This window comes from Ruegeria sp. BHSC043, assembly GCF_059612985.1.
Map to the genome: position 1 here is coordinate 1 of NZ_JBXWRS010000014.1, position 21,628 is coordinate 21,628.

Annotated in this window: 23 protein-coding genes; 9 read left to right on the forward strand and 14 right to left on the reverse strand. The window is 62.0% G+C overall.

Annotated features, from left to right (window positions below):
• Window positions 1-109 precede the first annotated feature (109 nt).
• The 5 genes from AC2FMM_RS15725 to AC2FMM_RS15745 all read right to left on the reverse strand — a co-directional run bounded on the left by AC2FMM_RS15725 (window position 110) and on the right by AC2FMM_RS15745 (window position 2,252).
• Window positions 110-463, reverse strand: a complete 354-nt coding sequence (locus AC2FMM_RS15725) for an MmcQ/YjbR family DNA-binding protein (RefSeq protein WP_496797053.1) — start codon at window positions 461-463, stop codon at window positions 110-112.
• A gap of 64 nt (window positions 464-527) precedes the next feature.
• Entirely contained in the window at window positions 528-755 is a 228-nt protein-coding gene (locus AC2FMM_RS15730; protein ID WP_496681939.1) for a hypothetical protein, read from the reverse strand.
• Window positions 756-932: 177 nt separating this feature from the next.
• Entirely contained in the window at window positions 933-1,388 is a 456-nt protein-coding gene (locus tag AC2FMM_RS15735; RefSeq protein WP_496797054.1) for an excalibur calcium-binding domain-containing protein, read from the reverse strand.
• 63 nt (window positions 1,389-1,451) lie between these two features.
• Window positions 1,452-1,859, reverse strand: a complete 408-nt coding sequence (locus AC2FMM_RS15740; protein WP_496711691.1) for a universal stress protein — start codon at window positions 1,857-1,859, stop codon at window positions 1,452-1,454.
• A 72-nt stretch (window positions 1,860-1,931) separates the two neighbouring features.
• Window positions 1,932-2,252, reverse strand: a complete 321-nt coding sequence (locus AC2FMM_RS15745; RefSeq protein WP_149777133.1) for an antibiotic biosynthesis monooxygenase family protein — start codon at window positions 2,250-2,252, stop codon at window positions 1,932-1,934.
• A gap of 152 nt (window positions 2,253-2,404) precedes the next feature.
• Between AC2FMM_RS15745 and AC2FMM_RS15750 the strand changes: the two genes are divergently transcribed.
• Window positions 2,405-3,070: a hypothetical protein gene (locus AC2FMM_RS15750; RefSeq protein WP_496797055.1), complete on the forward strand. Its 666-nt coding sequence runs from the start codon at window positions 2,405-2,407 to the stop codon at window positions 3,068-3,070.
• Between the two features lie 43 nt (window positions 3,071-3,113).
• Here AC2FMM_RS15750 and AC2FMM_RS15755 read toward each other — a convergent pair whose 3' ends face one another.
• The 3 genes from AC2FMM_RS15755 to AC2FMM_RS15765 form a co-directional block, all read right to left on the reverse strand.
• Window positions 3,114-5,399, reverse strand: a complete 2,286-nt coding sequence (locus tag AC2FMM_RS15755; protein ID WP_496797084.1) for a glycosyl hydrolase family 28-related protein — start codon at window positions 5,397-5,399, stop codon at window positions 3,114-3,116.
• 139 nt (window positions 5,400-5,538) lie between these two features.
• Window positions 5,539-5,940 carry a DUF4864 domain-containing protein gene (locus AC2FMM_RS15760; RefSeq protein WP_496688168.1) on the reverse strand — a complete coding sequence of 134 codons (402 nt, stop codon included), beginning with the start codon at window positions 5,938-5,940 and terminating at the stop codon, window positions 5,539-5,541.
• 49 nt (window positions 5,941-5,989) lie between these two features.
• On the reverse strand, window positions 5,990-7,564 hold the full coding sequence (locus AC2FMM_RS15765; RefSeq protein WP_496681923.1) for a lysine--tRNA ligase: 1,575 nt from the start codon (window positions 7,562-7,564) through the stop codon (window positions 5,990-5,992).
• A gap of 258 nt (window positions 7,565-7,822) precedes the next feature.
• Between AC2FMM_RS15765 and AC2FMM_RS15770 the strand changes: the two genes are divergently transcribed.
• A complete protein-coding gene (locus AC2FMM_RS15770; RefSeq protein WP_040633393.1) occupies window positions 7,823-8,245 on the forward strand; it encodes a tellurite resistance TerB family protein in 423 nt (140 codons plus the stop codon).
• 11 nt (window positions 8,246-8,256) lie between these two features.
• Here AC2FMM_RS15770 and dacB read toward each other — a convergent pair whose 3' ends face one another.
• Window positions 8,257-9,735, reverse strand: a complete 1,479-nt coding sequence (gene dacB / locus AC2FMM_RS15775) for a D-alanyl-D-alanine carboxypeptidase/D-alanyl-D-alanine endopeptidase (RefSeq protein WP_496797056.1) — start codon at window positions 9,733-9,735, stop codon at window positions 8,257-8,259.
• Window positions 9,736-9,816: 81 nt separating this feature from the next.
• Window positions 9,817-10,422, reverse strand: a complete 606-nt coding sequence (locus AC2FMM_RS15780) for a nicotinate-nucleotide adenylyltransferase (protein ID WP_496681920.1) — start codon at window positions 10,420-10,422, stop codon at window positions 9,817-9,819.
• 150 nt (window positions 10,423-10,572) lie between these two features.
• Here AC2FMM_RS15780 and ettA point away from each other — a divergent pair, with 150 nt between their 5' ends.
• From ettA to AC2FMM_RS15800, 4 genes are all read left to right on the forward strand, one after another.
• Window positions 10,573-12,240 carry an energy-dependent translational throttle protein EttA gene (gene ettA / locus AC2FMM_RS15785; RefSeq protein ID WP_496797057.1) on the forward strand — a complete coding sequence of 556 codons (1,668 nt, stop codon included), beginning with the start codon at window positions 10,573-10,575 and terminating at the stop codon, window positions 12,238-12,240.
• 95 nt (window positions 12,241-12,335) lie between these two features.
• Entirely contained in the window at window positions 12,336-13,157 is an 822-nt protein-coding gene (locus tag AC2FMM_RS15790) for a sulfotransferase family 2 domain-containing protein (RefSeq protein ID WP_496797058.1), read from the forward strand.
• A gap of 154 nt (window positions 13,158-13,311) precedes the next feature.
• Complete coding sequence (locus tag AC2FMM_RS15795) at window positions 13,312-14,196, forward strand: sulfotransferase domain-containing protein (RefSeq protein ID WP_496688158.1); 885 nt, start codon at window positions 13,312-13,314, stop codon at window positions 14,194-14,196.
• Between the two features lie 191 nt (window positions 14,197-14,387).
• Entirely contained in the window at window positions 14,388-14,594 is a 207-nt protein-coding gene (locus AC2FMM_RS15800) for a cold-shock protein (RefSeq protein ID WP_149777124.1), read from the forward strand.
• A gap of 29 nt (window positions 14,595-14,623) precedes the next feature.
• Here AC2FMM_RS15800 and trxC read toward each other — a convergent pair whose 3' ends face one another.
• Window positions 14,624-15,049: a thioredoxin TrxC gene (gene trxC / locus AC2FMM_RS15805; protein ID WP_496688156.1), complete on the reverse strand. Its 426-nt coding sequence runs from the start codon at window positions 15,047-15,049 to the stop codon at window positions 14,624-14,626.
• A gap of 155 nt (window positions 15,050-15,204) precedes the next feature.
• Entirely contained in the window at window positions 15,205-15,870 is a 666-nt protein-coding gene (locus AC2FMM_RS15810; protein ID WP_496797059.1) for an arylesterase, read from the reverse strand.
• A 26-nt stretch (window positions 15,871-15,896) separates the two neighbouring features.
• Here AC2FMM_RS15810 and AC2FMM_RS15815 point away from each other — a divergent pair, with 26 nt between their 5' ends.
• Window positions 15,897-16,592 carry an ABC transporter ATP-binding protein gene (locus AC2FMM_RS15815; protein ID WP_496688153.1) on the forward strand — a complete coding sequence of 232 codons (696 nt, stop codon included), beginning with the start codon at window positions 15,897-15,899 and terminating at the stop codon, window positions 16,590-16,592.
• A complete protein-coding gene (locus tag AC2FMM_RS15820; protein ID WP_496797060.1) occupies window positions 16,589-19,117 on the forward strand; it encodes an ABC transporter permease in 2,529 nt (842 codons plus the stop codon). The genes AC2FMM_RS15815 and AC2FMM_RS15820 overlap by 4 nt, the downstream gene beginning before the upstream one ends.
• Window positions 19,118-19,120: 3 nt before the next feature.
• Here the strand turns inward: AC2FMM_RS15820 and AC2FMM_RS15825 are convergent, their stop codons facing one another.
• A complete protein-coding gene (locus AC2FMM_RS15825; RefSeq protein WP_496797061.1) occupies window positions 19,121-19,567 on the reverse strand; it encodes an RrF2 family transcriptional regulator in 447 nt (148 codons plus the stop codon).
• Between the two features lie 96 nt (window positions 19,568-19,663).
• On the opposite strand from AC2FMM_RS15825, the gene AC2FMM_RS15830 reads away from it, so the two are divergent.
• The gene (locus AC2FMM_RS15830; protein WP_496797062.1) at window positions 19,664-20,233 is read left to right on the forward strand and encodes a gamma-glutamylcyclotransferase family protein; all 570 of its coding nucleotides are present in this window, start codon (window positions 19,664-19,666) and stop codon (window positions 20,231-20,233) included.
• A gap of 69 nt (window positions 20,234-20,302) precedes the next feature.
• Here AC2FMM_RS15830 and gltX read toward each other — a convergent pair whose 3' ends face one another.
• Complete coding sequence (gltX, locus tag AC2FMM_RS15835) at window positions 20,303-21,628, reverse strand: glutamate--tRNA ligase (protein ID WP_496797063.1); 1,326 nt, start codon at window positions 21,626-21,628, stop codon at window positions 20,303-20,305.

Sequence of the window (21,628 nt, forward strand, 5' to 3'; positions counted from 1 at the left end):
CCCAGCACGAGCGCCTGCGCCTGCGCATCGCCGAACGGTTGGCCGCGGGCGATTACGCCGATGACGATGATCGCAAGCGGCTGATCGAACTGTTGCAGGCGATGAAGGGCTAAAGCCCCAGCTCTGCCCGCATCTTTTTCGTCAGCTTGGCCACGACCATCTCGTAGGACGTCACGATGTGGTCGCGCAGGGACGGGTCGCTCATCCCGCGTTCGTCGTAAACCTGCAGCCATTTCATGCCGCGCGAGGCCAGGTAGGGCGCGGGGCGGATGCCGGGCTGATCCTGCAGTACTTCGTAGGTTAGATCGGTGGCCTTGAAAGTAAAGGCGTCCTTGCCGTCGTTCCAGCCGCAGATCGCAAACACCTTGCCGCCCACCTTCCACACATCCGCGTTGCCCCACTGCACAACGTGGCTTGTGGCCTTCAGAGAGGCGCAGAAGGCGTTGAATTCGTCCCGGGTCATGGGGCGCAGTGTCACCGACCCGCTCAACACTGGCAAGCGGGTAGCGATGGCCATGCCAAAGGGATCAGCCCTTGTCCCAGTGCGCCACCACATCAAAACCGGCCGGCGAGGGCGGTCCTTCCATGAATTCGGCGAAATGGCCCCACAGCTCGGCCACCTTCGGCGCATTCGCGTTCGAGGTTTCCTCGCTCTCGACCACCGAAATCACATATCCGCTGCCGTCTTCGTTCATCACGTTGGTAAAGCAATGCATGCCGGGCATGCCCATTATTTCGGCCTTCAATTCATTCATTTTTGCCGTGGCCGCCTCACGCGTTCCAGGCTTCATCTTGAATTGGGTTATTCTTGCAAACATGGTGTTTCTCCCTGTCTGTGGGCGAAATTGCCGCTTGCAGCTTAGCATACAGGGGCAATTTTCCGTACAGACACAGGCAGAACGATCGCTGCATGCGGACGAGACAACCGCAGGTCAATCCACTTGGGGACGAACGAATTTGGCAGCGCCAATCTTACGTTGAGTTTGGCTGTTGGACCGGTCGGGCCTCGGCGCGACCGATTGAACTGGCGCCGGCGCGTTGAACCGATCTGTCGCGCCGGTTTCGCAGGCGATCCCGTTGCCATCGGGGTCGTTGCGCTCGTGATACCCCAATTGCCCCTTGCGCATCGGGCCAAGCCCGACCGAACGCGCCGCCTCGCAGCCCGCCAGCGCCCAAAGGTGCATCATCGCACCGGTGCGGTCATACTCGGACGTGCGCAGGTAGATACCCAAGGCGATGCCCGCAACGGTCACCGGCAGGGTCAGCACCATGAACAGGATGCGCCACGGCGAAAGCGCCCGCCGCCGCGTTGCGTCCGCCCTGCGTTGCCGCCGCAAGACACGTCTGTCGGTAGCCGAGCCATGGGCGGCCTTGGTTTCATCGATCATGCGCCGTTTCTGAACCAACACTGTGGCAATGCCGTGGCGCCGACACCGAACCGGCCCACGGCGTCAACGCACCACATGCACCGCACATTTGGCGTGGCGCACCACATGGGTCGCCGTCGACCCCAGCAGCAGATCCTGCATGCCGGGCCGGTGCGAGGCCAGAATGATCAGGTCAGGCTTGTTGGACTCGGCCCAGTCAAGGATCGTACGGCCTGAATGACCCTCAACCACGACGCCCTTGGCGTTTGGCAGCTTTGCGGCCAGGGTGTTGAGCTCGTCCTGGACCGCCTTGCGCGCCTCGGTCAGATATTCTGCCGGCATGTAGGAAATCGCATAGTCGGGAATGTGCTCGACCACATGCAACAGCGTCACCTTCGCATCCGGTGTCGCCAGGATCTTCGCCAGTTTCAGCGGCGCCGAGGTGTCACGCTCGGCATCGAAGGAAATCGGGACAAGAATATTGTGATACATGGCTCGCGCCTCCTTGAGTTTCGCCGGCAGAATGAAACGCCCGGCGGAAACGGACCTTGATCCAGGTCACGGTCAGTCGAAAGTTTCGGCAACGTCGTACATCACCGGCTCGAAACTTTTGCACAGTTCGTTGATCCGACGGTTGCGCTCTCGCATCTCGGGCGTCCGCAGCATGGCCAGAAAGTCCTCGCGCCGCCGCCACTGGGAATAGTTCGCGATCCGCGTCTGGGCGTCGTTGACATGCAAGCCCGCGGCAATGAACCCGGGCTGCTTGGAAATGAAGTTCGCATAGGCGTCCGTCAGCGCTTCGAGCAGGTCCTGGCATGTGCCCGGCGTCATCTCGAACGTGGTGATAACGGTCTGAACATTCGCATCTTTTGAAATCCTGGGCATCTTGCTCCTCCTGTTTTGAGATCAAGATTATCACAGCTTTTCGTAAGGTCTCGGTTTTCCTGCATTGGCGGGAACGCCCCGGTTCAAGTGGCATTCAGAGAAATGAAAGCAAAGCTAACACTCTGTTAACCAAGATTGACGAATTTGCCTTCATGACCCGTTTGATCGCGCTTCTGCTCTCTTGTCTTCTTGCGTCCGGCCCGGCGCTGGCCGGTGCCTGGCTGCGCGAACAGAACAAGGCGTTCACGGCCCTGTCCGTGACCGGGTTCCGCGAAGAGGATGGGGCGACCGCCTACAAGACGTCGCTGTACGCCGAATGGGGGCTGCGGCCGAACCTGACCATAGGGTTGGACGCCGAGGAACACCGCGATCTCTACGGCCATGCGCTGGTGTTCGCGCGGGTTCCCGTGGCGGATCTCGAAGAGGCGGGGCGTTTTGCCGCCGAATTCGGCATCGGCGCCCATCATCGGCAGCTTCAGGCCTGGGCGATGTACAAGGCGACATTGTCGTGGGGAAAAGGGTTCAAGACCCGGGTCGGCGGAGGGTGGATGGCGGTGGACGCGTCTTTTGAATACCGAACCCACGAGGCGGTGATCCGAAAGCTGGACTTTACCGCAGGCCTGTCCTCGCCGCGGCGCATCGACCCGCTGTTGCAGGTCGAAACCTCTTATGTGTCCGGGCGCCCGTTCTATTGGAGCGCCCGGCCATCCATCATGTATCGCCCGAAAGACGGCCCAAACACCTGGCTCGTGGGGCTCGAGAAGAACTCGTTCAAAGAGTCGGTCGGCCTCAAGCTATCCCTGTGGCGCGATTTCTGATCGCAGGCGACCGGCAGCGCTGAGACTGCCGGTCAACGGACGATCACCTCTCGACGCGCATGACCACAGTGACCTGACCACTCAGGCTTTCTGGCCACCGCAACCGCACCCGATCCTCTGCGCCACCCTGTTGCAATTGCACGTAAGGGGCCGCATAGCGAACCGCGCCCAGCGATGACTTGAGCGCCGCAACGGCCACAACACTGTCGCAACCGCGGGCTTGCCCGCCAAAGGGCAAGGCGCCACCGGAATCGACCAACCAGGCTTGCGCGGCCGAGTTCTGTTCGTGGCGCACCCGCAGAGGGTTGGCGGTTTTAATGGTCACGTTGTGATAGGTATTGTTGGCGAAGGTGACGTTGACAAAGCGGTCTGGGTCCAGCCCGGCAAAGCTGGTGTCGACGCGATCCACCCGATCGATCTTCCCATTGGCGGTACGGAACTTGTTGCCCGTAACCGTCAGCCCGTTCAGGAAGTGGCCGCTTCCATAAGGCCGGATCACGATATAGCTGAACCAGGCCGCGACATCGCTGCTGTAGAAGATGTTGTCGGTGATGCTCATGGCGCTGAACGAAAAGCCCGAGGCATAGTCCGGCGCCGCATCTCGTTCGTTGGTCCATTCGACAAAGCAGTTGTCAATGTAATTCTCGGCAATGGCCGAGCTGTTGTACGTGCCGATCATGACCAACCCGGCGTTCCGCACCCCGTTCGGAACGCTGTCCCCCTGAAAGAAGTGGTTGCCTAGGACAAGGTTGTTGTCGCCGCCCAGCACCGCAAAGTGATGGAACCGCACCGCCCGGTTGTGGCGCAGCTTGACGTCATTGGCGTTGGCATTCAGCGCGATCGAACTGCGATCCGGCACATCAAGGGCCTCCTCGCTGGACAGAAACTGACACCCGTCGATCAGCATCCCCTGGCAGCCCACCCCGATCGAGGTGATGCCGCGATCCTTGGGCCGGCTGACGAAACAGTTCTTCAATACGAAAGTGTTGCCACCCGGTGCCAAGCGAATGCCGCTGGACCGGCCGTTGCACTGGAATTCGATGTCCTCCATGCCGAATTTCTGCAACGCGCTGAAGCCGCTGAAGTCCAGCAGATACTTGAAATCCACGAAAGTGTAGGTCTGTGTTCCGGCGGCGTCATGGATCGGAGCGTTCAACGTGATCTCGCCCGCGCCTTCGTTTTTGGACCGCACATAGATTTCGCGTCCGACGCCGCTTCCCTGGACCAGGGCGCCGACCGGAATGTTGGCAACGTTTGCCACGTTGGTCAGCCTGTATGGATCCGCCGGATCATAGGTCGCGGTCGAGGTGAACGTCTGGGTATCCCACGCAGTGCTGTCCTTGACGTCGAACTGCCCGTTTCGGATCACGCGGCGGGTGGAATAGCTGGAGCGGTTTGGCACGGCGGCCTGCATGTCGATGGGGGCCGAGACCGAAATCTTGCGGCCGCACAGATCCAACGACTCATGATCGACGTTGTTCAACAGCGCCTGAAACGCCTTCTTGAAGGCAAGTGTTTCGTCGCCAAACGCTGTGACATAGGTCGACAGGTCGAAATTCTTGGTCAGCAGCAGCATCCGGTCATCGGGCATAATGATCGTACCTTCGAAATCGACCTCCGAGTCCAGCCCCACGTCCTGGCCTAGGTAATAGACGCCCTCGGGCACGTAGACCCGGCGGCCGTTTGCAGCCTGATCGGCCGCCTCGAAGGCGGCAGAATCATCGGTGACCCCATCGCCCACGGCGCCGAAATCGCGCACGTCCACCAAGCTGATCATGTCGCGCAGAAACACGCCGGTCACGTCGGTGATCTCGATGTCATCGACGCGCACCACGGCCCCGTTGGTGCCTTCGATATCCAGCCCAAAATGCCCATAAATGGCCGACATGCCCCACGGCATGTCAACGCCGGAGCGCTGGCCGGTGCCGACGATGGCCGTGATCTCGTGAACCAAGCCATAGGCCGTCAGTTGCGTGGCAGGCCCCTGTTCGACCAGTCCCGGAACATGCATGTCGCCGGCACCGCCGGCCCAACCTGCAATCCGTACTCGCGGCAGCGGACCGCTGACCGCCTTGACCCGTGCCTTGATCTGCAAATAGCACCCTGGCAACAGCGGTGTCTGTCCCATATAGCGCAGCTGCTGGATCGTATTGACCTTCAGGATCTCCAGGCACCCGCCGAAATCCGCATCCGCCGGCACGAACGCCCCCGAACCCGATCCATCGTATGTGGGCGTACCGGGCGTCCCGTCGCCGCTTGACCATACATCCAGACCATTCGCGAATTGCGGCGGCATGAACACGATGCCGTCGGTGATTGCCTTGTTCATTGAATACCCTTTCCCAATCGCGCCACGCTCCAACGCGGCACAGGCCAGCTCCCAGGCCCGGATGTTTCCGGACACGCGGGCTTGAGATATCGGAAAGGATTTAACCGCCGCTCACGGCACCGTGACGGTGGGTGTTGCGTCAGGCCGCGGGGTCGGCGTTGCCCAGAAGGAGAACGCCATTGATTTTCCAGCCGCTCTCCCGCTGCACCATCTGATAGTCCAGGATATGCGCCCGACCGTCACCATCGACCACCATAACCTTTTGCCACCACTGGCCGTCGATCTGACGCAGGTCGAGAAACCTAACATCGGCCGGTCGCCAAACCATCGGATAGCCGTTGCGCACCATGGCACCGAAGTTTTCGGGCGTACGAAACAGGGTCTGGATTCCGGGGCTGGCGTAGGTGAAAGCGGTAACGAAGTCATCCGCCTGGAACGCCCGCATCTGGGCGCGGATATTAGCCTCGATCTCGGCGTTCTGGGCCAGGGCACCGGTTGCCATACCGGCGATCAGAGAAACGGCAATCAACAAACGACGCATGGGGCCACCTCCTGTGTCAGAGCGTAGCCCCGGGCGCGTTCGGGTCAAATCAGGCCAATTCTCCGGCCAGGGCCTTATCGATCAGGGCGATGGTTTCCGGCACGCCATAAAGCGCGATGAACCCGCCGAAGCGCGGCCCCTGGCTGGCGCCCAGCAGCACCTCGTACAGCGCTGTGAACCAGGCGCGCATCGGATCGAACCGTTCGCGGCCGATCGCATAGACCACCGATTGCAACGCTTCGTCTTCGACCGGGCCGTCATAGGTTTCCAACGCCGCCTGCAATGCCTCCAGCGCCTCGCGCTCCTGCTCGGTCGGCAGGCGGAACGTGCGGGTCGGCTTGACGAAATCGTTGTAGTAACGCACCGCGAATCCGGCCGCCTGGTCCAGGTCGGGATGGGTCTCGGGTGTGGCCTCGGGCGCATAGCGGCGGATGAAGCCCCACAGCGTCTCCTTGTCCTCGGCCCCGGACACCGAGGCCAGGTTCAACAGCATGGCAAAAGGCACGATAAGGGTAGATTCAGGCACCTCGCCGCCGTGGATATGCCAGACGGGGTTGTTCAACTGCGCCTTCAGCTCCTGCCCCGGATAGGCCCGCAGTTGCTGGTGATATTCGTCCACCGCCTTGGGGATCACGTCGAAATACAGCCGCTTCGCCGTCTTTGGCTTCTGATACATGAAGTACGACAGGCTCTCGGGCGCGGCATAGGTCAGCCACTCCTCCATCGACAACCCGTTGCCCTTCGATTTCGAGATCTTCTGACCGTGCTCGTCGTTGAACAGCTCATAGCTCAGCGACTCGGGCGGCTGCTTGCCCAGCGCCCGGCAGATCTTGGAGGATTGCGTGACTGAGTCGATCAGGTCCTTGCCCGACATCTCGTAATCCACGCCCAGCGCAGCCCAGCGCAGCGCCCAATCGGGCTTCCACTGCATCTTGACGTGACCGCCGGTGACCGGGATCTCGACCCGCTCGCCATCGGGTTCTTCGTAGACGATGGTGCCCTTGGCGACATTGCGCTCCAGCGTCGGCACCTGCAACACATGGCCCGTCTTGGGCGAGATCGGCAGGAACGGCGAATAGGTCTCGCGCCGCTCGGGGCCGAGCGTCGGCAGCATGATCTCCATGATCTTGTCGAACCGTTCTAGCGCCACCAGCAGCATCTCGTCAAAGCGCCCGGAGGTGTAATACTCGGTGGCCGAGGCGAACTCGTAGTCGAAACCGAAACTGTCGAGAAACTCGCACAGCCGCGCGTTGTTGTGCTGGGCAAAGCCCTCATGCGTGCCGAACGGATCGCGCACCTTGGTCAGCGGCAGGTTCAGGTCCTGCTTCAGCTCTTCCTGCATCGGCACGTTGCCGGGCACCTTGCGGAACCCGTCCATGTCGTCGGAAAAGCAGATCAGCTTGGTGGGGATGTCGCTCAGCTGTTCAAAGGCGTGACGCACCATCGAGGTCCGCGCCACCTCGCCGAAGGTCCCGATATGCGGCAGGCCCGAGGGGCCATAGCCGGTCTGGAACAGCACGTATCCCTTTTCCGGCGGAGCCTTCTGATAGCGTTTGAGCACCCGGCGCGCCTCTTCGAAAGGCCAGGCCTTGGACGACATCGCGGCTTCACGCAGTTCAGACATTTGATCGGGTCTCCATCGGGACAAACAGCGCCGGCCACCCCATGCAACCGGACCACCCCTCCTATTGTGCCGGTGCAGCATAAGTCAATAAAGCACGCCCCCTCCTGCCCGACAAAACTGCTGTTTTTCGCAGCAACCTCGCACCCGCCAGGTCCTGCCGCACACCAGGGTCGTTCGGCGCGTTCGCAAGAAGCGGTTGAACCCTGCTGCGCGCGCTCCTATCGTGCCGCGGCAGACAGCGCAATTCAGGACGAACCGATGACCCAAGCCGTTGCCCACCCCATGTCGCCCCAGGACTGCCTCGTGGCAATCATGGTGGCCGTCTCCGCATCTGACGAGAACATCCGCACGGCCGAACTGGTCAAGATCGAGGCTGCGGTGAACATGCTGCCGGTTTTTGCCGAATACGACATCGACCGCATGCGGCGCGTCTCGCAGATCGTGTTCGACCTTTTCGAGCAGGAAGACGGCCTGGATGCGCTGTTCGGTCTGATCCGAGACAACCTGCCGGAGCGGCTGCATGAAACGGCCTATGCGCTGGCCTGCGACGTGGCTGCCGCAGATGGTGCGCTAGCCGAAACCGAGCTGCGCCTGCTGGAAGAAATTCGCTATGAACTGAGCATCGACCGCCTGCATGCCGCCGCGATCGAACGCGGCGCCCGGGCCCGGCACACGGTCTGACGCGGTTCGGCTCAGCTTCCGTACAGCGCGCCCCAGCGTTCGATCAGCGCCTTCTGCAGCCTGCGAGACCGACGGTTCCAGCTGCGCGCGCCGTCGGGGCGTTCCCGGGCTTGACGCGGGATAGTCGCACGGTGCGCCATGTCGGCGGTGAAGATCGCAAAAGCCAGATCGGTTCCGCCGGCCGTGGTCAGAAACCCGCCAAGACCGGACACGAAGTTCAACGTCCCGGTCTTGGCATCGACCCGGACCGGGTTTCCGACCACACGCCTCCCCTTGGCGTCCGTCAACGTGAACGGCTTGAGTAACGGCCGCAGCAGCCCATCCTGCCGGGCGGCGACCAGCGCCTTGACCAGATCCGACGGCGCCATACGAGACGCTTCACCCAGACCCGAATGATCCACCATCGCAATCCGTCTGGTCCCGTATTTTGCGGCGGCCCAGCGGTTCATTTCGGCGGCGGATGCGGCCAATGAACCCGGGTACACCCCGCGCGCCCTTGTCGCAGCCATCCCCACCATCTCGGCCGTCAGGTTCGTGGAATATTTGAGCATGCCCTTCAGGATGCTGTCCAACGCATCGCTCTGATGCACAACCAGCACCTGTCCCCGTGGGGCCTGCCGCGTGACCTGCACCCGGCCCAGAACGATCCCGTTCACCCGGGCCAGCGTTCGGAAAACGTCGCCGGCATAAAGCGCCGGCTTGCGCACCGGCAACCACCGCGCGCCGCCCTTGCCCAACGCGCCCTTGGCCACTGTCCACCGGTCCTGCCGGGCGCTGCGTTGATAGGTGTAAATCGGCAGACTGCGCGGCTCGACCCGAATCCGCGCCATGTCCACGGACGGGGTGTAGTTGGCGCTGCGCGCATCCATCGACACGTCGTACCCCGAAGTCCCCAGTTTCCACTCGAAATGCACGCGGTTGAAGTTCAGCGAGATACCGCTGACCGACGGACTGTAACCCACATGGTCCGGCTGACCCGGGTCAATGCTGAACACATAGGGCAAGGCTCCGTCATACACCTTGAAGGCGCCGCGCACCTCGGTCACCCCGGCCTTGCGCAGATTGGCGGCCATACCTGCCAGCACATCGGTATCCAACAGCGGATCACCGCCGCCCGCCAGAATCAGATCGCCCTTCAGGATACCGTTCTCGATGGGTCCATCCGCTATCAGCGCCGTCTCGAACCGATGGTCTGGTCCGAGCACATCCAGCGCGTAAAGCGCCGTCAGCGCCTTGGCGACGCTGGCTGGCGGCAACCCCTGATCGCCCCCGAAAGCCTCCAGTTCTGCGCCTGTTTCGACATCGGCTACGGCAAAGACCACCTCGCCTTTAAGGCCCGCCGCCGCAACGATCCTCTCGGCCGCGGAGAGCTCGGCACCCCGAGCAATCGGCCGCAACGACACCGCTGGCGCACCGGCCGCGCCGACTGTGGGGATCAAACTGGCCCCCAATCCCCCCAAAAATACACGGCGCGAAAAACGATCAGGCATGGGTCAATTAAAATCCCATAGATCAGAGCAGACAACTACTCAAATCCAATATGCGCCAACAGGGGCCATTCCGGCAACACTTCAACCTGTCCATTCGCCGCTGGAACGAATCTGGGTCGAACTGACGTCAATCATCGGCACGTTCACGAAACACCAAGCAGGAGAGTCGGCACGACCCAGCAGGTGCCGTGCAGTCCCGTCGATGCGATACCGCGCATAGATCCGCGCCGCGGGCGACATCCGCGCCGAGATCCTGTCTCCGGGCCGGGCAACAACACCGACCGAAACGTTGTCCATGATCCAGCGCCAGTCCTTCCAAAGGTGGAACTGCGCGAGGTTGTCGGCGCCCATCAGCCAGACGAACCGGACGCCGGGATACAGGCGGCGCAGGGCGGCCAGCGTATCGGCCGTGGCCCGCGTGCCGATGCGCGCCTCGATATCCGTGACCGCGACGCGGGGATGACGCAAGATCGCGCGCGCCGCCTCCATGCGGCGCATCAATGGCGCGGGACCGCGCTCCTTCAGCGGGTTGCCCGGCGACATCAACCACCAAACACGGTCCAGCCCGAAGGCCTTCATCGCCTCCAACGTCGCGTGGACATGCCCCGCATGCGGCGGATCGAATGACCCGCCGAACAAGCCAACGACCTGCCCGGGCCGCGCGAATGGGATGGCGCTTCGAAACATCCTCCGTGGATGTTCAGAACCGGGCGGACTTGTCAATCCAAGGCCGCCACCGGACGGCGAGCGAATGCACGGAACGCATCAGCTTGCCCCGCCTGCCATGCTTGGCTATCAAGCGGGTCAACCCGAATTCCCCGATCCAGAGGACGTGACATGGCCGCCTATCAATATGTCTACCACATGCAGGGTGTCTCGAAGACCTATCCCGGTGGCAAGAAGTGTTTTGAGAACATCCACCTGAGCTTTCTGCCCGGCGTGAAGATCGGTGTCGTCGGCGTCAACGGCGCCGGTAAATCGACCCTGCTCAAGATCATGGCCGGCCTCGACAAGGACTTCACTGGCGAGGCGTGGGCCGCCGAAGGCGCCAAAGTGGGTTATTTGCCGCAGGAGCCGCAGCTGGACCCGAACCTGACCGTCCGTGAAAACGTCATGCTGGGCGTGGCCGAGAAAAAGGCCAAGGTCGACCGCTTCAACGAGATCGCGATGGAAATCGCCGAGAACTACTCGGACGAGTTGATGGAAGAGATGACCGCCCTGCAGGACGCGATCGACGCGGAAAACCTGTGGGATCTGGACAGCCAGATCGACGTGTCGATGGAGGCGCTGCGCTGCCCGGCCGACGATGCCGATGTCACAACCCTTTCGGGCGGCGAGAAACGCCGCGTGGCGCTGTGCAAGCTGCTGCTCGAAGCACCCGACATGCTGCTGCTCGACGAACCCACCAACCACCTGGATGCCGAGACCATCGCTTGGCTGCAACAGCACCTGATCGACTACAAGGGCACCATCCTGATCGTCACCCACGACCGGTACTTCCTGGATGACATCACCGGCTGGATTCTGGAACTCGACCGTGGACGCGGCATCCCGTACGAGGGCAACTATTCCTCGTGGCTGGAACAGAAGGCCAAGCGGCTGGAGCAGGAAGCCCGCGAGGACAAGTCCAAGCAGAAGACCCTACAGCGCGAACTGGAATGGATGCGTCAAGGTCAAAAGGCCCGCCAGGCCAAATCCAAGGCCCGCATCAACGCCTACAACGAACTGGCCCAGCAATCCGAACGCGAAAAGCTGTCGCGCGCCCAGATCGTCATTCCCAACGGCCCGCGCCTGGGCAGCAAGGTGATCGAGGTCAACGGGTTGTCCAAGCACATGGGCGACAAGCAACTGATCGAGGATCTCTCGTTCAGCCTTCCGCCGGGCGGCATCGTCGGCGTCATCGGCCCCAACGGCGCCGGTAAATCGACCCTGTTCAAGATGCTCACCGGCCAGGAAAAACCTGACGCGGGCACCATCGAATACGGCGACACGGTGCAACTGTCCTATGTCGATCAGTCGCGCGACGACCTCAACGACAACGACACCGTGTGGGAGGCGATCACCGGCGGCGCCGAGATCATCCAACTGGGTGACGCGCAGGTCAATTCCCGCGCCTATTGCTCTTCCTTCAACTTCAAGGGCGGCGACCAGCAGAAAAAGGTCTCGTTGCTGTCAGGGGGTGAGCGCAACCGCGTCCACATGGCCCGCCTGCTGAAAGAGGGCGGCAACGTCCTGCTGTTGGACGAACCGACCAACGATCTTGACGTCGAAACCCTGCGCGCGCTGGAAGACGCGCTGGTCGATTTCGCCGGCTGCGCGGTCGTGATCTCACACGATCGTTTCTTCCTCGACCGGATCTGTACGCATATCCTGGCCTTCGAAGGTGACGCCCATGTCGAATGGTTCGAGGGCAACTTTGCCGACTACGAGGAAGACAAGAAACGCCGCTTGGGGCCGGATGCGCTGGAGCCCAAACGGCTGAAGCACAAGAAGTTCGCGCGATGAGACAGTTGGAATGAGAATACGTTTGCGGATATGTCCGCCCCGTGATCGTGACAGGGTCAATACAGGCTGCTTCGCAGTATCGAAAGGCTAAAGTGATGATTAGAGCATCCAAGCGACGCATCCAGCATTGCCGTTCGCTACTTCAGGAGAGGCTCGCCTTGTTGGAATCTAAACTTTCGCGGTCTTTCGAGCGCAAAAAGAACGCGATCAATCGCCAACTGAACTATCACCGTGGACGGCGCGAAGTTCGGCAAACGGGTTTTTGGTTCGTGGACATCCCGCGCACATCATCTTCGTCCATTCGAGCGCAACTTGGTGAAAGGTTTGGTATTGGTCATGGAAAGCTGAATATCCCCGAAAAAGACAAAGCGACCGAACAGATTTTTGAAGACCACCTGACCGCCGTTGAAATGCGCGACCTCCTTGGCGTTGAACTCTGGGAGAAGATCTTCACTTTCACGGTCGTGCGCAATCCGTGGGAGCGGATTCTGTCTCTGTACATGTACATGCGAAAAAACACGTCAGCTGTGGACGATTTGACATTTGAGCAGTTCGTGAAAAGCATCCATCAGGAACGTCTGTCCCCGGGCTCAACGATATTTACGTACCGTCCACTGACGCGAACGTGCCTGGAATTCATTTCTGATGAAAATGGCAAAATCATCGTCGACAAGATCGTTCGCTTTGAAAACCGACAGGAGGAATTGCCGAAAATCGGACAACAAATCGGCTGCCCGGAACTCGGCTCTCTGAAAATCAACAGCGCGCGTCCGCAGAAATCAAGGTACCAAGACTCTTACACTGACGAACTTCGTGATTTGGTCGCTGAGATCTATGCGCAGGACATTGACTATTTTGGCTATTCGTTCGACGAGCCGAAGGACAACCAAGACTCAAGCAGCGCGGATAGCGGTTAGGTAGGTTTCGGCTCTGCTACAGAAGGCAGTAGCGTCGAAAAAATGCCGCAAATACCTTTTCGCTCGCCGACAGTCGGATAAACTGAACAAATAGCCGCCATTACGCAAGACAACTGGCTTTTCCCATTGCTGCCAGGCCCAGACGAGGTTGAAATTGAAGAAACTGTTCGAAAAACTGCATCGTTCCGTTGATGAAGATCCGACACCCATCGAGCCGCCGATGCAGGAACAAGAGCTTTTCCTAGCCGCCAAGGAGCGGGTCTTGGAGGCGAACAACCGACCAAAGACACACAAGTCTTTTCTATTCTTCACCACGCATAAGTGTGCTTCGACCTTCGTCACCGCCCTGTTGGAAGAGCTTGCAGATCAAAGCGACTATGAAACCTTCAACTACGCCAGTGCGTATTGGGAACTAGGCGATGAGGTTGACTCAGTGGGCCTTGTGATCCGCAAGTTCCTTCCGCAGAACTACGATATGCTCTTCCGGCAATACGGCGAAATCTACGGCCCGCTCCGGTTTCCTGTGGACTTTCCCGGCCGGGAGAACTTCAAGCACATTTTCTTCTTTCGTGATCCGCGCGACGTGCTTGTTTCTTCCTTTTATTCATGGGCGTATACTCATCCGGAACCCCTGAACACCAAGGCTCGCGAGAAATTCGTGGAAGAGCGCGCCAAGGTGTCCGAGGAAGGAATCGACGCATATGTGCTCAGAAGGGCAAGCGAGTGGATCCTGCCGTGGTTCACGGAGTATCGAGAACTCGCCGAGACGGTTCCGGATGCCTTGTTCTTGACATACGACGAGTTCTCGCAACACACGGATGTCTTCCTGCGCAAGGTCACCGACTATCTTGAGATCGACCTGAGCGAGGAAAGCATTGAAAAACTGTCGAATTTTGCAAGCCCCATCCAGAAAGGCGCGCCAAAGCTGGAACACAAACGTTCGGGCAAAAGCGGGCAGTGGAAAAATGAGCTCAAGCCGGAAACCGCCGACGAACTGAATCGGATTCTTGCACCGATTCTGGACTATTGGCGGTTTTGATCCCGACATGTTCGCCCCGGTCGTGGTGACAATCGCCCTTGTCACCTGACCCGGGCAGTGCCATATACAACAAGCTTACGTTTTTCTACTTCGACCTACTGTCTCCGTTTTCGGCGTTCAGTCTATCGATACAGACAACGACGCCAGGCTGCCGCACTTCCGCGGGCAGCACCAAAACAGGAGACTACGGAATGCCCGCAGGCACCGTGAAATGGTTCAACACCACCAAAGGCTACGGCTTCATCGCACCCGAAACAGGCGGCAAGGACGTGTTCGTGCACATCTCGTCCGTCGAGCGTTCGGGCCTGACCGGCCTGGCCGACAACCAGAAAGTGACGTACGAGCTGCGTTCGGGCCGTGACGGCCGCGAAAGCGCCGACAATATCGAACTGGTGTAAGACCCTAAGGGTGGGCGCTCAAGCCCACCCTATCCCTTTACCCAAGCCACGATCTGCCCGCCCCGCATCGCGCCGGACTGCCGCTTGGTCTCTTTCCCCCGCTGAAACTCCACCATCGTCGGGATACCCCGGATCCGATACCGCGCACCGGCGGATTGGTGTTTCTGAGTGTCCAGCTTGACCAACCGGGCCTGCCCGGCCAGCGTGTCGGCCGCTTTCGAGAACTCGGGTGCCATCATGCGGCAGGGTCCGCACCACGGCGCCCAGAAATCGACCACCAACGGCAGGTCGTCATGTTTTGCCGCCTTCTCCAATATGGCCGGGTCCACTTCGACCGCCTTGCGCGGAACCAACGCAGCGCCACAGGTCCCGCATTTAGGACCAGCCGCCAGTTTTTCTGCGGGTACGCGGTTGAGTTGACCGCATTCCAGACAGGTCAATGTCTTGTCAGCCATTCCGGCTCCCATATTCAACTTCTCGAATGCATATAGGCAGGATGGCCGACCGTGCAATGGCCGCACCAAACACGTTCCATCCGTATTTCACGACCAAGCAGCACAAGGCAATCAGTACTGAAACGTCGGTGCATCAGAAAGCCCACGCGAACTTTCTAGCGTTCCTCTTCGACGGCATCGACCAGCTGCAGAACCCTCGGGCCCAGGTTTTCCACGATCAACGCCACCCCTCGAGAGTTGGGATGAATGCCATCGGGCTGCATGTATGCCCGGGCCGCGCCCGGGTCGCCCCCAGCCGACAGCCCGGCAAAAAAACTGGGCGCAAAGATGGTGCCGTATTGTTGGGCCAGCTCCGGATAGATGGCGTTGAACGCGTCTTTGTAGTCCGCCCCGTAATTGCCCGGCGCCTGCATGCCGATCAGCAGAACCGGAACGCCCGCGGCCTGGGCCGTCTGCAGAATGCGCTCGAGATTGGTGCGCGACACTTGCGGCTCGATCCCTCGCAACAGGTCGTTGCCGCCCAGCGCGACGATCATGGCGTCGACATCCGGCGTCAGAGTCCAGTCGACCCGCGCCGCGCCGCCCGCCGTGGTATCGCCCGAGACCCCGGCATTGATCACCCGCGCCTCAACGCCGCGTTCCCGCAACCAGCGGGTCAACTGCGGTACGAACCCGTCCTGCTCGATCAGCCCATAACCCTGCGTCAGCGAATCCCCCAGCGCCGCGATGACGACCTGCTCGGCTGTGGCCGCAAAGCCGCAAACGGCAAATGCGCCCGCCGTCAGCACCTTGCGCAAATTCCGCATCGCTCCATATCCCATCTAAACCGCTCCAGCCGGATTGCCCGATGACTACACCCGTTCTGACCCTTGAAAATGCCGCTTTGACGCTGAATGGCAATGCCGGACCCATCGAAATCCTGCACGACATCTCCCTTTCGGTAGGCCGGGGCGAGTCTCTGGGCCTGATCGGCCCGTCCGGATCGGGCAAGTCGTCTCTGCTAATGCTGATGGGGGGGCTCGAACGGGCCTCGGCGGGCCGAGTTACGGCGCTGGGGCACGACCTGACCACGATGGACGAAGACGCGCTGGCCCGCTTCCGCCGTGATGCAATGGGTGTCGTCTTTCAGAATTTCCACCTGATCCCGACCATGACCGCTTTGGAAAACGTCGCCACACCGTTGGAACTGGCCGGCCACCGCGATGCCTTTGTCCGGGCCGAGGCCGAGCTGGACGCGGTGGGCCTGTCGCACCGGCGCGATCACTACCCTGCGCAGTTGTCCGGGGGCGAGCAGCAGCGGGTCGCCCTGGCCCGCGCATCGGCGCCGCGCCCGCGGATTCTACTGGCGGACGAGCCCACCGGCAACCTGGACGAAGCCAACGGCGCCGCGATCGTCGATCTGCTGTTCGGCCTGCGCGACCGCCACGGCGCGACGCTGATCCTTGTCACCCACAGCCGAAGTCTGGCCGCCAGATGCGACCGGGTCGTGCACCTGCGCGACGGCCGCATCAACGAAGATACCGCGCAAGAGGCCGCGGAATGAGCCTGAGTCAAGCCGCGCGGCTGGCCCGGCGCGAATTGCGCGGCGGGCTGAACGGATTCCGGGTATTCTTGGCGTGTCTGACCCTGGGCGTGGCGGCGATTGCCGCGGTGGGGTCCGTCCGCCAAGCCATTCAAACCGGCCTGACGCAAGAGGGCGCGGCCCTTTTAGGGGGCGACGCGCAGATCGAGCTGACCTATCGCTTTGCCGATGATGCCGAGCGCGCATGGATGGAACGCACCGCGGCGCAGGTGTCCGAGGTAGTCGATTTCCGCTCGATGGCCGTGACCCGAAACGGGCCCGACCCCCTGCGCGGACTGACGCAGGTCAAGGCGGTAGACGACACCTATCCCCTGATCGGCACGGTTGTCCTGAATCCCGATATCCCGCTCTCCCGCGCGCTCGATGGTGAAGGCACCCGTCCCGGTGCTGTGATGGATCCGGTTCTGATCGAACGGCTAGGTCTGGCTATCGGCAACCGTTTTGCGCTGGGAACCCAGGAATTCATACTGACCGCCGCCTTGATCCACGAACCCGATGCCGCTGGCGACGGGTTCACGCTGGGCCCGCGGACCCTTGTCCGCACGCGGGATCTGCGCGCCTCTGGCCTGCTGCAACCCGGCACGCTGTTTTCCACCAAGTACCGGCTCGACCTGCCGCCCCAAGAGGATCTGGCCGCCGTATCGGCGCAAGCGGCGCAGGTCCTGGACGGGTCCGGTATGCGCTGGACAGATGCGCGCAACGGGGCGCCGGGCATTGCCGAATTCGTGGCGCGTCTGGGCGCGTTCCTCGTACTGGTCGGCCTGTCCGGGCTGGCAGTGGGTGGTATCGGCGTCTCGGCCGCGGTGCGCGCCTATCTTGCCCGCAAGATCGAAACCATCGCCACGCTGCGAATCCTAGGCGCCGACCGGGCCACGATCTTTCAGACCTACCTGATCCAGATTGGCGTTCTGTCGGTCTTCGGAATCGCCGCCGGCGCCTTGCTGGGCGGTTTGGTACCGGTTCTGCTGGCCCCGGTGATCGAGAGCCGCCTTCCCGTTCCTGCGGTATTCGCGCTCTATCCCCAGCCGCTGTTCGAGGCCGCGCTTTATGGCCTGCTGACCGCGCTTGTGTTCACGCTCTGGCCGCTTGCCCGCACGGAAGACGTCCGCGCCGCGACCCTGTTCCGCGATGCGCTGTCCGCGGCCCGGGTCCTGCCGCGCCCGGCATTCCTGCTGGCCACGGCCATGGCCCTTACTGCACTGATCGCCACCGCCGCAGTGTTCAGCGGATCCACGCGGCTGACGCTCTGGACGGCTGCAGGGTTCCTTGGCGCCCTGACGCTGCTGGCCCTTTCGGCCTTCGCCATCCAGCGGGTTGCACACTGGTCTGCCCGGCGGGCCCGAGGCCGCCCGGCCTTGCACTGGGCACTGGCCGCCATTTCCGACCCGCGCGAAGGGGCGGCCCCGGTCGTTCTGTCGCTGGGGCTGGGCCTGTCGGTTCTGGCAGCCGTCGGCCAGATCGACGGAACCCTGCGCAACGCGATCTCGGGCAACCTGCCCGACGTGGCGCCCTCGTATTTCTTCGTGGACATCCAGAAGGACCAGATGTCCGGGTTTCTGGACCGGCTGGAAAACGATCCCGGCGTTACGCGGGTGGAAAGCGCGCCGATGCTGCGCGGCATCATCACCCGGATCAACGGCCGTCCCGCGCACGAGGTGGCCGGAGACCATTGGGTTCTCGAAGGCGACCGAGGCGTGACCTATTCGGAACATTCACCGCGGAATGCACGCATCACGGCAGGCGACTGGTGGGCGCCGGACTATTCCGGCCCGCCGCAGATCAGCTTTGCCACCGAAGAGGCCGAAGAGATGGGCCTGAAACTGGGCGACACCCTGACCGTCAATATCCTGGGCCGAGACATCACGGCCACGATCACCTCGCTGCGCGAGGTGGACTTCTCGACCGCCGGCATGGGCTTTGTCATGTCGATGAACCCGGCCGCACTGGCCGGCGCGCCGCACAGCTTCATCGCCACCGTTTATGCCGAGGAACGGGCCGAGGCCGCCATCCTGCGCGATTTGGCCGATCAATTCCCCAACATCACCGCGATCCGCGTGCGCGACGCGATCGACCGCGTCTCGGGCCTGTTGGCGGGGCTGGCGTCGGCCACATCCTATGGGGCGGGCGTGTCGCTGCTGACCGGGTTTCTGGTGCTGATCGGGGCGGCGGCCGCCGGTGAACCCGCCCGGCGCTACGAGGCCGCGATCCTCAAGACCATCGGCGCGGACCGCCGAAAGATCCTACTCAGCTTTGCGCTGCGCTCGGCCTTGCTGGGCTTGGCGGCAGGCAGCATCGCGCTGGCTGCAGGCGTACTGGGCGGGTGGGCCGTGGCGACCTACATTTTCGATACCCGGTACACGATCATCTGGCCCGCGGCCCTGGGGATCGTGGCGGCGGGGTTGATCGTCACACTGCTGGCGGGCCTTGCCTTCGCACTGCGCCCGCTGTCCGTCAGCCCGGCACTCATCCTGCGCGCCAGTGACTGATAATCACCGAGCGCAAGTCACGGGCTGCAGAATCTTCAACAACGGATCGTTGTCACAGACCAACGCATCCAGCGTGATTTCGTCCAACGAAGCAAAAAACACCTCGGCCGCATCCTGCAGGGCCAGGCGCAACCGGCAGGCATTGGTCAACGGGCAGGTGTTGTCGGCATCCGCAAAACATTCGGCGATCGGCAAGTCGCCCTCGACATGGCGAAAGACCGACCCGATCCGGATCTGATCGGCCGAGCGGCCCAGTTCCATCCCGCCGTTCCGGCCACGCTGCGTGCTCAGATACCCCAGCTGGCTGAGCTGGTTGATCACCTGCGCCAGGTGGTTTTCCGAGATGTTGCACACCTCGGCGATTTCCGACTTGGTCACCAGCCGGTCGGGATGGGCCGCGCAATACATCAGCAGCCGCACCGCGATATTCGTTCGTTTGGTGATCCGCATGAGATCCTCCCCCCGAAAAACAAGATGCAGCCTTATTGCACGCAGCGCAAAAAAACGGTTTGACATACATCAATCGAAACTTCGGACAGCGCGTGAATGACTGACCCGTATTTCTTTGGCTATGGCAGCCTCGTGAATCTGGCCACACATGACTTCCCCGACCCGCATCCGGCCCTTCTGCGCGGCTGGCGGCGCGCCTGGTGCCACACCGACTTGCGCCCGGTGGCCTTCCTGACAGCGGTCCCCGACGCACAGTCCGAGATCGACGGGATGATCGCCCATGTTCCCAAGAACGACTGGGCCGCGCTGGATGAACGCGAATGGGCCTATGACCGGGTCGCGGCCACCGAGCAGGTCAGCCATCCCCTGCCGCGCGAGATCGAGATCGCGGTCTATGCCGTCCCGCTACAGCGGCAGAATGATCCCAACCGGAATCATCCGATCCTGCTCAGCTATGTCGACGTGGTCGTGCAGGGCTATCTGCGCGCCTTCGGTGAAACGGGTGTCCGGGATTTCTTTGACACTACGGATGGCTGGAACGCCCCAATCCTGAACGACCGGGCCGAGCCGCGCTATCCGCGTCACCAGCAACTGCGCCCGGAAGAAACCGACCTGGTGGATGCCCACCTGAACCGCATCGCTGCGCAGATCGTTCAGGCCGCATGACAAAGGCGGGTCCAGTTCGAGCCCGCCTTGTCGTTTGTTCGAGTTCACTCACGCCTGCACGGCACGGGCCTATGTGCGCGCGCGGATAACCTGCAGCAACGGCATCAGAGCCGCCATCTCGGGCCCCCGCTCCATACCGGTCAGCGCCTTGCGCAGGGGCATGAAGAGGCCCTTGCCCTTGCGGCCGGTCGCCTCTTTCACAACCGCCGTCCACTTGCCCCAGGTCTCGCGGTCAAACGGCCCCTCGGGCAGCAGTTCCATCGCCTGCGCAACGAATTCGCGGTCCTCCTCGTCGATAAGCGGCTCGGCCCCGTCGCGGCACAGCTCCCACCAACCCTTCAGGTCGTTAAGCGTGGTGATGTTCTCGCGCGCCATCATCCAGAACGGTTCGGCCAGTTCATCGGGCACACCGGCCGCGGCAACCGCGTCGGCAACCTTCTCGAGCGGTAGCGTCTGCAGATACCGGGCCGTCAGCGGGAACAGGTCCTGCACGTCGAACTTGGTCGGCGCCGACCCGAACCGGGTCACGTCGAAACCTTCGATCAGCTCAGCCATGTCGCTGCGCAGTTCCACCGGATCTGACGACCCCAGACGGGCCATCAGGCTCAACAGCGCCATCGGCTCGACACCCTGCTCGCGCAGATCGCGCAGCGCCAGAGTCCCCAACCGTTTGGACAGCGCCTCACCTTGCGGGCCGGTCAAAAGCGAATGGTGCGCAAAGTTCGGAACGGCTCCGCCCAGGGCCTTGATGATCTGGATCTGGGTCGCGGTGTTGGTGACATGATCGGCGCCGCGCACCACGTCCGTCACGCCCATCTCGGTGTCATCCACCACCGAAGCCAGCGTGTACAGAACCTGCCCGTCGCCGCGGATCAGCACCGGATCCGACACCGAGGCCGCGTCGATCGACACGTCGCCCAGGATGCCGTCTTTCCATTCGATGCGCTCGTGATCCAGCTTGAACCGCCACACGCCGTTGCCGCGCTCGGCCCGCAGCGCCTCTTTCTCGGCCTCCGACAGGTTCAGGGCGGCCCGGTCATAAACCGGCGGCTTGCCCATGTTCAGCTGCTTCTTGCGCTTGAGGTCCAGCTCGGTCGGGGTCTCGAAGGCCTCGTAGAACCGGCTGATCTCGCGCAGCTTGTCGGCGGCCTCGGCATAGCGGTCCAGCCGGTCCGACTGCCGCTCGACCCGGTCCCAGTGCAGGCCCAGCCACTCGAGGTCCTGCTTGATCGCATCGACATATTCCTCCTTCGACCGCTCGGGGTCGGTGTCGTCGATGCGCAGGATGAACGTGCCGCCGGCCTTGCGGGCGATAAGATAGTTCATCAGCGCGGTGCGCAGGTTGCCCACATGAATGTAACCGGTGGGCGACGGGGCGAAGCGGGTCGTTGTCAT

Excerpts from the sequence above, each read along its gene's own strand:
- AC2FMM_RS15740 (WP_496711691.1), bottom strand. The coding sequence starts at position 1,859 with ATGTATCACAATATTCTTGTCCCGATTTCCTTCGATGCCGAGCGTGAC.
- AC2FMM_RS15745 (WP_149777133.1), bottom strand. The coding sequence starts at position 2,252 with ATGCCCAGGATTTCAAAAGATGCGAATGTTCAGACCGTTATCACCACG.
- AC2FMM_RS15810 (WP_496797059.1), bottom strand. The coding sequence starts at position 15,870 with ATGGGATATGGAGCGATGCGGAATTTGCGCAAGGTGCTGACGGCGGGC.
- gltX (WP_496797063.1), bottom strand. The coding sequence starts at position 21,628 with ATGACAACGACCCGCTTCGCCCCGTCGCCCACCGGTTACATTCATGTG.
- AC2FMM_RS15725 (WP_496797053.1), bottom strand. The coding sequence starts at position 463 with ATGACCCGGGACGAATTCAACGCCTTCTGCGCCTCTCTGAAGGCCACA.
- AC2FMM_RS15820 (WP_496797060.1), top strand. The coding sequence starts at position 16,589 with ATGAGCCTGAGTCAAGCCGCGCGGCTGGCCCGGCGCGAATTGCGCGGC.
- AC2FMM_RS15790 (WP_496797058.1), top strand. The coding sequence starts at position 12,336 with ATGATTAGAGCATCCAAGCGACGCATCCAGCATTGCCGTTCGCTACTT.
- AC2FMM_RS15830 (WP_496797062.1), top strand. The coding sequence starts at position 19,664 with ATGACTGACCCGTATTTCTTTGGCTATGGCAGCCTCGTGAATCTGGCC.
- AC2FMM_RS15735 (WP_496797054.1), bottom strand. The coding sequence starts at position 1,388 with ATGATCGATGAAACCAAGGCCGCCCATGGCTCGGCTACCGACAGACGT.
- AC2FMM_RS15755 (WP_496797084.1), bottom strand. The coding sequence starts at position 5,399 with ATGAACAAGGCAATCACCGACGGCATCGTGTTCATGCCGCCGCAATTC.
- AC2FMM_RS15750 (WP_496797055.1), top strand. The coding sequence starts at position 2,405 with ATGACCCGTTTGATCGCGCTTCTGCTCTCTTGTCTTCTTGCGTCCGGC.
- AC2FMM_RS15815 (WP_496688153.1), top strand. The coding sequence starts at position 15,897 with ATGACTACACCCGTTCTGACCCTTGAAAATGCCGCTTTGACGCTGAAT.
- dacB (WP_496797056.1), bottom strand. The coding sequence starts at position 9,735 with ATGCCTGATCGTTTTTCGCGCCGTGTATTTTTGGGGGGATTGGGGGCC.
- AC2FMM_RS15765 (WP_496681923.1), bottom strand. The coding sequence starts at position 7,564 with ATGTCTGAACTGCGTGAAGCCGCGATGTCGTCCAAGGCCTGGCCTTTC.
- AC2FMM_RS15780 (WP_496681920.1), bottom strand. The coding sequence starts at position 10,422 with ATGTTTCGAAGCGCCATCCCATTCGCGCGGCCCGGGCAGGTCGTTGGC.
- AC2FMM_RS15730 (WP_496681939.1), bottom strand. The coding sequence starts at position 755 with ATGAATGAATTGAAGGCCGAAATAATGGGCATGCCCGGCATGCATTGC.
- AC2FMM_RS15800 (WP_149777124.1), top strand. The coding sequence starts at position 14,388 with ATGCCCGCAGGCACCGTGAAATGGTTCAACACCACCAAAGGCTACGGC.
- trxC (WP_496688156.1), bottom strand. The coding sequence starts at position 15,049 with ATGGCTGACAAGACATTGACCTGTCTGGAATGCGGTCAACTCAACCGC.
- ettA (WP_496797057.1), top strand. The coding sequence starts at position 10,573 with ATGGCCGCCTATCAATATGTCTACCACATGCAGGGTGTCTCGAAGACC.
- AC2FMM_RS15825 (WP_496797061.1), bottom strand. The coding sequence starts at position 19,567 with ATGCGGATCACCAAACGAACGAATATCGCGGTGCGGCTGCTGATGTAT.
- AC2FMM_RS15770 (WP_040633393.1), top strand. The coding sequence starts at position 7,823 with ATGACCCAAGCCGTTGCCCACCCCATGTCGCCCCAGGACTGCCTCGTG.
- AC2FMM_RS15760 (WP_496688168.1), bottom strand. The coding sequence starts at position 5,940 with ATGCGTCGTTTGTTGATTGCCGTTTCTCTGATCGCCGGTATGGCAACC.